At 34.2% G+C, this 11,021-nt stretch carries 11 protein-coding genes and 2 pseudogenes; 1 reads left to right on the plus strand and 12 read right to left on the minus strand.

The genetic code is table 11. The features are described from left to right. Nucleotides 1-282: 282 nt before the first annotated feature. From DNK84_RS05455 to DNK84_RS05505, 11 genes are read right to left on the minus strand one after another with little or no spacing between them, the layout of a single operon-like run. A complete protein-coding gene (locus DNK84_RS05455) occupies nt 283-1,047 on the minus strand; it encodes an SDR family NAD(P)-dependent oxidoreductase (protein ID WP_119343544.1) in 765 nt (254 codons plus the stop codon). Further along, nucleotides 1,019-1,555 carry a DUF3833 domain-containing protein gene (locus DNK84_RS05460; RefSeq protein WP_119343545.1) on the minus strand — a complete coding sequence of 179 codons (537 nt, stop codon included), beginning with the start codon at nt 1,553-1,555 and terminating at the stop codon, nt 1,019-1,021. The genes DNK84_RS05455 and DNK84_RS05460 overlap by 29 nt, the downstream gene beginning before the upstream one ends. Before the next feature lie 47 nt (nt 1,556-1,602). Further along, nucleotides 1,603-2,886 carry an MFS transporter gene (locus DNK84_RS05465; protein ID WP_235826831.1) on the minus strand — a complete coding sequence of 428 codons (1,284 nt, stop codon included), beginning with the start codon at nt 2,884-2,886 and terminating at the stop codon, nt 1,603-1,605. Further along, on the minus strand, nt 2,883-3,377 hold the full coding sequence (locus tag DNK84_RS05470; protein ID WP_162902254.1) for a chalcone isomerase family protein: 495 nt from the start codon (nt 3,375-3,377) through the stop codon (nt 2,883-2,885). The genes DNK84_RS05465 and DNK84_RS05470 overlap by 4 nt, the downstream gene beginning before the upstream one ends. Before the next feature lie 40 nt (nt 3,378-3,417). Then, nucleotides 3,418-4,575 (minus strand): SAM-dependent methyltransferase, encoded by a 1,158-nt coding sequence (locus DNK84_RS05475; RefSeq protein ID WP_119343547.1) that lies wholly within the window; start codon nt 4,573-4,575, stop codon nt 3,418-3,420. An 8-nt stretch (nt 4,576-4,583) separates the two neighbouring features. Further along, nucleotides 4,584-5,372 (minus strand): DUF1365 domain-containing protein, encoded by a 789-nt coding sequence (locus tag DNK84_RS05480; RefSeq protein ID WP_235826832.1) that lies wholly within the window; start codon nt 5,370-5,372, stop codon nt 4,584-4,586. After that, the gene (locus DNK84_RS05485) at nt 5,360-6,625 is read right to left on the minus strand and encodes an NAD(P)/FAD-dependent oxidoreductase (protein WP_235826833.1); all 1,266 of its coding nucleotides are present in this window, start codon (nt 6,623-6,625) and stop codon (nt 5,360-5,362) included. Before DNK84_RS05485 ends, DNK84_RS05480 begins: the two co-directional genes overlap by 13 nt. Beyond that, on the minus strand, nt 6,625-7,482 hold the full coding sequence (locus tag DNK84_RS05490) for an acyl-CoA desaturase (protein ID WP_162902255.1): 858 nt from the start codon (nt 7,480-7,482) through the stop codon (nt 6,625-6,627). Before DNK84_RS05490 ends, DNK84_RS05485 begins: the two co-directional genes overlap by 1 nt. Before the next feature lies 1 nt (nt 7,483). After that, nucleotides 7,484-8,359, minus strand: a complete 876-nt coding sequence (locus DNK84_RS05495; RefSeq protein ID WP_119343549.1) for a MerR family transcriptional regulator — start codon at nt 8,357-8,359, stop codon at nt 7,484-7,486. After that, nucleotides 8,356-9,252 carry a TIGR01777 family oxidoreductase gene (locus DNK84_RS05500; RefSeq protein WP_119343550.1) on the minus strand — a complete coding sequence of 299 codons (897 nt, stop codon included), beginning with the start codon at nt 9,250-9,252 and terminating at the stop codon, nt 8,356-8,358. The genes DNK84_RS05495 and DNK84_RS05500 overlap by 4 nt, the downstream gene beginning before the upstream one ends. Before the next feature lie 11 nt (nt 9,253-9,263). Next, nucleotides 9,264-10,205 (minus strand): 2-thiouracil desulfurase family protein, encoded by a 942-nt coding sequence (locus DNK84_RS05505; protein ID WP_162902256.1) that lies wholly within the window; start codon nt 10,203-10,205, stop codon nt 9,264-9,266. Between the two features lie 132 nt (nt 10,206-10,337). On the opposite strand from DNK84_RS05505, the pseudogene DNK84_RS05510 reads away from it, so the two are divergent. Next, nucleotides 10,338-10,787, plus strand: a pseudogene (locus DNK84_RS05510) (cytochrome ubiquinol oxidase subunit I); the annotation flags it as partial. A gap of 23 nt (nt 10,788-10,810) precedes the next feature. On the opposite strand, the pseudogene DNK84_RS14595 reads toward DNK84_RS05510, so the two are convergent. Beyond that, nucleotides 10,811-11,021 (minus strand): annotated as a pseudogene (locus tag DNK84_RS14595) (ISKra4 family transposase); the annotation flags it as partial.

Consider the following 11,021-nt stretch of genomic DNA (forward strand, 5'->3'; position numbering starts at 1 on the left):
GTTCAGCGCAGTCAATTTTTCAATTATAGTTGATATTTCTTTTTGAATGTCTTGTAAGTTTTGCTCAGCTAAGTTCATTATGGTCAAACTCATTAAGGTGAATACATTTAGTTGTATTATACCTTGGAGATTAATTCAACGGTAAAGAACTATTTACCCACAAATTCCGAATGCGCCCGCTCTTTTCTGATTTTGGGTCTATCTCTGTGTAATAAATTTAAAATGCATTTATTGAGATCAGAAAATGTACGTCAATAAAAAGATGATTAGAATTAGCTTGGCTTAGTTAATAATATTTTTCTTAGCTGCAAGCAATCTAAAATAAAGTCTATAGGGTAAGTAAGATACAATTTTCATGATTCGAGTAAATTTTTTCGGAAAATGTATTTCAAATCGACTTGTTCTTAGATCCTTTAAAATAGCAATAGCTGCATCAGCAGGTGTCATTAAGCCAGGCATTTTAAAGTTGTTTTTATCAGTTAATTTTGTTTTAACAAAACCTGGGTTAATCAACTTGATATTAAAACTTTTATGCTCTGCTTTAAAGCTTTGAACTAGATTGATTACCGCAGCCTTTGTTGCAGCATAAGGCTGAGAATAAGGTAAACCGACATATCCAGCAACACTTGCTGTAATTGCTAACACACATGATGGGTTTTTCTTTAGATAGTTAAAAACACCCTCAATCAATACAAAAATAGATTTTAGATTGATAGCAATTGTCTTATCTATCAGTTCATTAGATAGGTTTCCTATCTTGGCAGGCTCATAATACCCCGGAAAATATAGAATATAATCTGGCTTATGCTTGTATAGCACTGTCTGTATACTTTTTTTAAAATTTAAATAATCGCCCACATCAAAAGCTTCGATATGAGCTTGACTTCTAAGCTCACCAGATAGTGTTTGTAGTTTGTCTTGATTTCTTGACGAGATAATTAGCTTTGTCTCTTGCTGATCAAGCAATCGAGTCACGGCCTTGCCAATACCATCACTGGCACCAATTATCCAAATGGTTTTATGGTGATACGGATTGGTTCTTGTCATCTTTGGGTAATCCTTTTTTATGCATGAATAAAGTCAATGAGCCAACGGTTAAGCCAAATTTTTTGAAGTAGTTTCTATTGATAAGCACATCATTATGCATGAGAAACATCCAATCATCAAAGTTAAGTCGGTAGGTGCTATTGCCAACTTTGACATCCATTTTATATTGCCAGTTCATTGCATTACCTTGAACATGGATTTTAGCAATACCAATCACATCCTTTGTTTGCCCTTCATAATAATGGTCATTGATTTTCTTAATGGTCCAAATACGATGATCTTTGCTGCCATCATAATAGATCATATGCTCATCGAGTGTACATACATCATCTTTCCAACTGGCATCAGCAATAAAGTCAAATTTTTTGACCACATTACCTTTCCAATCTTCAATAATACCAGAACCTTCTATTCTCCCGTCAAGATAGTTTTTTAAATCAAGCTTTGGGGTCTCATTTTTATAATACTCAATACCGCTAGAGCAGCCTGATAATAAACTTATTGCCATAAAATACACTCCTAGTATCATTAGTTGTAAAAATCGACATAACGCATTCACTTAACACCTCCTTCTTGTCGTCGGCCTTGCCAGATAAATAAACTGATTAATGCTGCCGCTTTGATTAAACAGGGCAGTAAACAGTACAACACCTTGATCAAAATAACGTTTGATAAATCAACCGTGTTGATAGCTATCTGAACATCAAGCCACGGCAAAGTCACAATCGTTGCCAAGGCGAAACTAAATTTACCAATAAATGATAACAATGCATAATAACCATTGCCTAATGGATTTCTTTCTTTGGTATCGATCCACTGCGCCAGTAATAGATTCGGCAGAATGAGCTCAGCAGAAAAGCATAACCCCGAAGTAAAGCTGATGGTTGAGAATGCTAATATATCCCCTTTGTTTAGAAAAAAGGCACACATAAAAATAATGATGGCAATGATGATGGCATACATCCAAATATGCACCTCACCGTAACGCAATGCTAGTTTTCTCACAAAAGGAATAGCAATAATCGTGCCAAGAAAATATAAAAAAAGATAAAGCCCTGTATATTGTGGCATCTGCAAAACATAGCGACTATAAAAGGCGAGCATCACCGCAGGGATCGCAGAACCAAGAGCACTGATACTATAACTTAAGAATAAAAATTTTCCCTGTTGATTCATCTGCGCAAAATAGTACTTATAACCGTAACTCTTTTCATATGTGTCTTTTTTTATCGTATTATTCTGCTTATGGACAGCACGATACCATTGTAAGAATTTAATACTGGTAAAAATAATGATCACACTAAAAATCAAGCTATAAACAAAATAACTTGTTTGCACTGGTAGTATACTCAGCAAAATAAAAGGCAAAATTGATGCCACTAAAACACCTATAATGTTGAATAGCTCACGCAGACTAATAATATCTGCTTTTTCTTTTTGCCCTTTTTTCCAAAGTGCACCTTGCGTATTGATAAATATCGTTAAATAGCTGTAGGCTAATGTTGACAGCAAAACACCAATTAACAGGTTGATCAATCGACTGCCTATCATAGGGTTGCATAATATATAAAACCCTAGAATAAAAAGAGCAACAATCACAATAAAACTTTTCTTATGCTGCCGAGGAAAGCGATCACAATACCAACCAATAAAGGGATCAATGAGCGCATCTAACACACGTAGTACAAAAAGAGTAATACTTAACACAGTTAATGATAAACCAAAATGATTATGATAATAATCAGGCAAAAAGATATAAATAGGAATACCAGCAAAAGCCACAGGAAAAACCATAAAGCTGTATTTAATTTCCAGTGACTTCTGAATTTTCATAGTCATTTTAGCCCTCGTAATTGTCGTGATAATTCGAGGTTTTCTGATTGGTCACCCAACCAGATAGCAAAAAATGACCTTGAGAAAGCTAATGAATCGACCTGACCTAAATACCTGCCTTGTCCTGTAAAAAACAAAGTCCTTTGCTTGCCATCATAATAACCAATTAGGCTTTGATTTTTCTTGATATCTGGGAAGATATTTTGTAGCTGCTTTTGCCACTTTTTAAGATCATCATCACTATTTTTTGGTGTTTGTGATGTCATTTGATCAATTGTCTCTTCAATAATTGATTTAGCTGAGAAATCTCTTAAATAGGTAAGTTTAAGGAAAAAAGAATGCCGCCAACTAAAATTTTTAGTTGGCGCATAAAGAGCCGCATAATAAATATCCCAAAACCAATAAGTATAAAGAATCTTGCCGACTAATTGCGGATTTTGTTTTTCTACCTTGGAAAATGAGAGATTATTGGCATAAATAGATGGACAAAAAAACATAAAAATGCTCAATACACATATGATAGATTGCGAATAAAGCTTAAGCATGCGCAATCTCAATTTGTACAACATCCGTGCGTTTATTCGTAAACGTTGCAATACACGATGCCAAGTAAAATTGCCACATACGCTGAAAGCTCTCATCAAAGCCCATTGACAATAACTCTTTATTTTTTTCATTGAATCGCTTAAGCCAATGCGAAAGTGTCTTAGCATAATCTAGACCAAAAAATTTCTCACTAACGATTTTTAATCCGACTTTTTGAAGTTCGCTTTTAATAATTTTCATACTTGGCAGCATTCCTCCTGGAAAAATAAAGGTCCTAATCATATCAGCACCTTTATCATAGTCTTTAAATAGATCATCAGCAATTAATATACTTTGTAACATAATTCTACCATTGGGCTTCAAGAGTGATTTCAATTTACTAAAATAAGTTGCCCAATAGGCTTTGCCTACCGCTTCTATCATTTCAATTGACACGATAATATCATATTGCCCTTGTTGAATACGATAATCCTCCAATGCAATCAATGATTTATCATTTAACCTAGCTTGCGCATAATGCTGCTGCTCTTTAGATAAAGTAATTCCCTTGTAGTCATAGCTACCGGTATTGAGGGCTTTTTCTGCAAAACCACCCCAACCACAGCCAATTTCTAATAGACTACCTTTTTGGGGTATTCTATCCAAGATATGCTGATATTTATTTTGCTGTGCCTCTACTAATGTCTGTGTTTGTTGATTAAAAATAGCTGATGAATAAGTCATTGATTCATCTAACCATAGTTGATAAAAGCCATTACCCAAATTATAGTGTGCATGAATATTTTTCTTGCTTTGCTTTACAGTATTTCGTTTAGTCAAGTAGAGTAAGATAGATAGCTTGCGATAGAGAAAGCTTCCCTTAATATATCCATCAAGAATATTGTCGTTATCAAGTGCAAAAATAAGCAAATCTTGCAAATTGGATGTTGACCAGTAAGCATCTCGGTAATCCTCGGCAAACCCGATATCGCCTTTGCGCGTTAAATTAGCGAGCACTCGCCAATCTTTTATCGCAATATCAGCCACTTTACCTGATATTGAGCCTTTGAAATGATGTGTTTCACCCTCTGGTAGCGTAATCGACAAGCTACCTTTTTCAATATGTTGCAGTGATTGAATGAGTTTATTTCTTAAAATACGTTCAAACATTTATAACCTCACGAATATTTGTTTTTATTTTCTACTTGAGCTAAGGTAACCTTTTTTTCATAAGGTTCTGGCACTTGACAATAACCCACTTTTTTTATCCATAATTTCAACGCCTGATAATGAATTAAAAACATGACTTTTGCTGTCAGAAACGGTACTTTCATCATTGATTTTATAATTGTTGATGATTGCAAGCTTTGCATTTCTCCTGTCACAGATGTTAACAACTGCAACATTTTTTCCTGATAATAGTAGATGAATATACGAATCTTGCCACAGTCAGTGACTTGAAAATTAAAGCGATAACTGCCCATACGATCATAAAATGGCGATACATGAAACATCTTGTTGGCATGGAACCAAGTGTTATCGTCTATTTTGCTTTTATCATTGGCAATACACACATAGCAATGAGATTGTTTGAATGTATTATTTACCTCGGCAATAATACCCACTAATTGCCCCTGATAAAATCCAAACCAAAAGCTCACAGGATTAAATAAATAGCCATAGACACGTGGCATCGTCATCAAGTATAAATGATCAATTATGACATCATATTGAGCAAAAATATCTTTTGCCCACTGCTTGGATGAACTGCCATCACGATAACCATGATCTTTATCATAAAAACTTAAAAGATTAGGTCTATTAACCGAGAAAAAGTTACTTGCACAATGGGGATCATCCATATCTAAGACCACATAATAACAACGATAGCTAAACTTATTCACTTTGGGCTTAAAGCGCTTATGATGTACGTTGGCATTAAGCAAGCCGGTTTTCATCGGTGCCATGGCGCATTAACTCCAAGCATTCTAGCCACTTCAACTGCGCTGAAAATACCATCTTCATGAAAGCCATATCTCAAATATGCTCCACAATAATACGTATTATTTTGTCCTTGAATAGTCATGAGTTTCTGTTGCGCGATGATAGCTGCATGATCAAACACCGGATGGCGAAAGACATGTTGGTCAACAATTGTGTCCGCTTGAGGGAATATTGCTGGATTAATTGTCACAAAATAATCGTTTTCTGAGGCTAGTGACTGCAAATTATTCATCCAATAACTTAATGAGATAGATTGATCTGAATCAGATAAATAAACCCAACTGGACCACGCTTTTTTTCTTTTTGGCATCAATGTTTGATCACTATGCAAAACCATATGATTATCTTGATAGTTGATAGCGCCTAGATATTCATACTCTTGTGTTGTTGGGCTTTCTAACAGCTTAAGCACTTCATCCGAATGCGTGGCAAAAATCACTTTATCAAAAGTTTGCGTACTCCCGTGCTTATCTGTAATAACAACCTGCTCTTTAGATCGTTTGACATAATCAACGCCTGGTCTAAAAGCAACATTGGCATTGTTAAGTCTATCAATAATTTTATCCGTATAGACTTTACTGCCGCCATCGATTGTATACCATTGAACAGGTGCGTTAATATTTAACAATCCATGATTGTTAAAAAACCTTAAGAACGTTATGGCTGGGAAGTCATGCATTTGGCTTGAAGGAGTGCTCCAGATTGATGCCCCCATTGGCAAGAGGTAGTAGTGACGAAAATACTCACCAACATTAATTGACTGCAGAAACTCAGCTAATGTGAGGTCATGATTTAAGTGATCATTTGCTAAAAATTTTTTAGCCGCATTGTTAAACTTAACAATATCTCGCAGCATCATTAAAAACTTAGGATTAAACAGTTGTCTTTTCTGAGCAAACAAACTCGAAAGACGTTCACTATTATATTCAATCGCTCCATTATCAATAGATACTCCAAACGACATGCTACTTTTTTTGACTGGCACACCCAGTAATTCAAACAAGGCAGTCAAATGTGGATAGGTCTGGTAATTAAAAACAATAAAACCGGTATCAATCGGTAAACGTGCTTTTGTAAAAACAGTTCGTGCATGTCCTCCGTAGTATCCATTTTTTTCATAAAGTGTAATATCAAAGTGATCTTTCAATAAAAAAGACGCTGATAATCCTGATATTCCACTACCAATAATTGCAATTTTCTCGATTTGCTTGTCCATTATTTTAAATAACCACCTTCTTTTAGGATTTTATCTGGCACTTTTTTTAAATTCCTTACAATGCCAAGAAATGATAATAGCTTTAATATGTAAAAAGTTATGTCGATTTGAGAGAATGAAAAGCCTTGATTGGCTGAACCTGCATATCGATGATGATTATTGTGCCAGCCTTCGCCAAATGTGAGTATAGCTATAAACCAATTGTTTCGACTATTATCTTTCGTGTCAAATGGTCTTTTTCCAAAGATATGAACGATAGAATTAACTGAGTAAGTGACATGATTCACAAACACGGTTGGAATCAAATAACCCCATAGGACATAGTTCCATCCACCAATAGAATATAAGGCAAATAAAACAGGGATTGGTGTTATATACCAATATCTCTCAATAAATCTAAGTTCTCTATATTTGCTGAAATCACGAATAAGATTGTAATGAGCGTTTAAGTTGGATCGTTTCATAAACCATAATAAATGACTTTCTATAAAATGCTTTTTTATGGGGCTGTGAACATCTAAATTAGTGTCTGAATTTCGATGATGATAGCGATGGTGCGAAGCCCACCATAATGGTCCACCTTGTAACGCAAGCGCACCTAGATATGCAAGTAAAAACTGAAAAATTCTCGATGTTTGAAATGACTTGTGAGAAAAGTATCGATGATAACCAGCGGTCAAAGCAAAGACACGAACACTATAACTAGCAATAAAAAGATAGATGTCAACCCATGTAAATAAAGTTGTAAAAGCAAAAAATGGAAAAATATGAATTAAAACAACAATAAGAATAACTTTTAGAGAATAGGCTTCTATTCTAGAGGCTAATCTCATGCCATTATTTTTGAATGTTAACATTTTAGTAGACCTCATCTATTGCAAAAACTCGTTTGAATGCTTCAAAAAGCTCAATATAGCTAGATGGTAGTAGATCAATATCACCTGAATAGTTATCTTTTTTATACAGGCTAAGGGCTATATTGTTAACATTGGCTGATAATTTAGCCTCAAGTTGATTTAGATAAAAATCATCATGTCTCATATAGATTATTTTTATTGCTTCTGTTGGAAGCTCTAAAATCGAATCTAAAGACGATACGCCTGAACAGAAAAATATTTCATAACCATGTGCTGATAGAATATTAGCAATCATCAATCCATGCAAAACAAGTGGCTTAACCATAGCAGTACGATAACCAATGATATAAACCTTTTGTCTTTTGGTTTTCGTTTTTTCAATTATATTTCGATATAATCGAAGTATAATCATATCAATAATTTTCTCTTTGATTACTTCAGCATAATCAATATGTATAAAACTATCTTTATTAAGAGATTTCATCATTGCTGGATGAATGATTTGTGCATATGACTCTGGTGAGTAGAGCGACATTAAGTCTTCAATTTCTTTAATGGATGCATCAATCCTATACTCTTTAACAAGCTTATTAAGCTTATCAAATGATACCATATGATGACTTTTTTTATCTCTAACAACAATATGACCATCATGTTCATTCAAAAGAGCAGGAACTTCTCTAATAGCATAACCATAATTTAACAGTGTGATTGTCTTTTGGATGGTTTTAATATCATCATCCGAGTACAAACGGTGCCCTTTTTCAGTGCGTTGTGGTGTGATAAGATTATATCGTTTCTCCCACGCACGCAGCGTAATTGGCTTAACACCAGTTTTCTCTGATATATACCTAATTGGATAGAGTGATTCTGTCATTGCGTTGCCCCAGTAATTATTTTATCTATACATGAGTTGATAGAAGTATCGTTAAATTGAAATCCATAGTCAGTTAATAGCGTTGGATATATATTATGGCTTGCTAGTAAGAGCTCTTTTCCCATTTGTCCAAAGAGCATCAGCACAATTCCCTTGGGAATTTTAAATAATCTTGGTCTATTGAGTGATACACATAAACTTTCAATTAGCTCTCTTTGAGTAGATGCCTTAGGTGATACAATGTTAATGGCTTTAGAATGAATTCTTTTGTCAATAATAAAACAAATAGCACGACAAAGATCGTTTAAACTGACCCATGATATTAACTGAGTACCATCCCCGATAACCGCTCCAAGACCAATTTTTGCACTTGGTATTAGTTTGGCAAGCATTCCACCATTGTCTAAAACAACACCAAACCTTAATATAGTCCATTTTCTTACATTTGATGAGGTAACCATTGATTCCCATTGGTTTGTTATATGCTGACAAAATGACCAATTTGATGGTTCTGTTTTTAGAAAGTTTCTTTCATCTTGCTTTTTTGAAGAAAATGAGTAAAAACCTATAGCACTTGCATTGATGAGCCAAATATTCTTTGATCCAATCAGTTCAACAAGCTTATGAGTCGTTTTGGTTCTACTATCAATGATTTTTTTTCTTATCCTGTTTGACCATCTTGAATCACTGATATTATAACCACAAAGATTGGTGATAATATCAAATTGACTAATTACATTTTCATTTAAATTTTCCCATATCAAAACAGATGTATAAGCATTATTTACTAAGTTAGAATTTCTTGACAGAAGTGTTACGTCATGATTAGCTGGAAGAATGTTTGATAAAAATTTTCCTATAAATCCTGACCCACCGGCAATCAAAATATTCATACCTCACCTCTTTACATTTTACTCATTAGACCAAGATTTTCTGGATAAAGATTCAAATAACTTTGCTTCAACAAGTATTCTATTCTATAGCGTATCAGATAATGTTTTATCATCTCTACTGGAACGGCTAAAGGAATAATCTCATCATGAAATTGCTTTATTTTAATTTGTAGATCTTGTCGTTGCTCTGCATTTATATTTTTGTTGATCTCTCTTAATATTCTTTGAAGAATGTTGACATGATGACCTTTCCTGGCAACTTTTTCAAAAATGGTGACAAAAATCTCAAAATATTTCTTTTTGAGTATCTCAATAGCTACATGATTAGATTGAGCTATTAATTGTCCCAGTAACTTCTGCTTATCTGGATTATGTAAACGCATGAGCATCTTATGCCGGAGATGAAAGTTCATCAAATCATTGATTGTAATAATATTTAGATGATTAGATTTTACTTCAGCATTTAAGAAAACACGCTTGATAAAATGTTCTTTTAAATAAGGATCATTTAGCCTACCTTCATCTTCAATCACTGCGTTAGGTATCACTCTTTCTATAGTGTCAACAAAACGACCATTGGCTTTATTATAAATGACATTTTTTTCTTGATTATAAACTTTGACAGATTTATGTCCGCAACTAGGCGAGTTTTTCTTTAGTATAAAACCATCGACGTCTTTCATCTTCTGAACTAATGTGAGGCAAGTGTCATCTAAAGTAGATGTCAAATCTCGAGAGGTATCATTTTCTAAGACAAGGATGTTTTGATTATACTGTTGAAGGTAAATAGGTTTTCTTGGAATACCGAGACCTGCAAAAACTTCAGGGCATATAACTCGATATGAAAAAATATCACTAAAGGTTTCACCTAGCATCTTGTTATTAGAGTTAGAACCGTTAAATCTAACATTATTCCCAAGCAAACAACTTGATATAGCAATGATAGGTTTCATTGAAGTACTACTTTTTCTTGTCATGCTATACATGTTAGTCAAACAAAGATTATTTGTATAGTTTTAATTGTTAAATTCAAAATGATAGAATAATATATCTATACAAAATAGCTAAAATTTGGAGAGATTGACATGTCTTGGATGGAAATATTATCTCGTGCTCAATTTGCGTTTACTGTCAGTTTTCATATACTTTTCCCTGCATTTAGTATTGGCCTGTCAACTTTTCTCATGATATTTGAAGCAACATGGTTGATAACAAAAAAAGATAAATATTTAGCGCTCGTTAAATTTTGGACTAAAATATTTGCTTTGACTTTTGGTATGGGCGTGGTCTCTGGCATTGTCATGGAGTTTCAGTTTGGTACTAACTGGTCAGGGTTTGCAGAAAAGGTTGGTCCTGTTCTGGGTGCACTTTTTACCTATGAGGTGCTTACTGCATTTTTTATAGAGGCAGGTGCGTTAGGTATCATGATATTTGGCTGGGGAAGAGTCAATAAATATCTCCATTTTCTGTCTAATGTTGTTATATTTTTGGGTGTGACATTATCAGCTTTTTGGATTTTATCAGCCAATTCATGGAGGAAGTGTATTTATATTATGTTCTAAGCTGCCTTTTTCAACCCAAAAAGAACATGTTTCTCCCAAACCTTAGGCCAAGTATAAGTATTCATCGCTGCTCTTAATGTAAGTATATTGTGCAGCCCATCCCTTGACCATTTCATGTGTTGTTGCCCCTTACAGCGTTGATTAATCAAACTCTCAACATTGGACTCAGCCATTTGGCTTGTGAATACTAGATCTTTGTTTTTACGT

Source organism: Facilibium subflavum (assembly GCF_003574485.1).
Classification (GTDB): Bacteria; Pseudomonadota; Gammaproteobacteria; order Francisellales; family Francisellaceae; genus Facilibium; species Facilibium subflavum.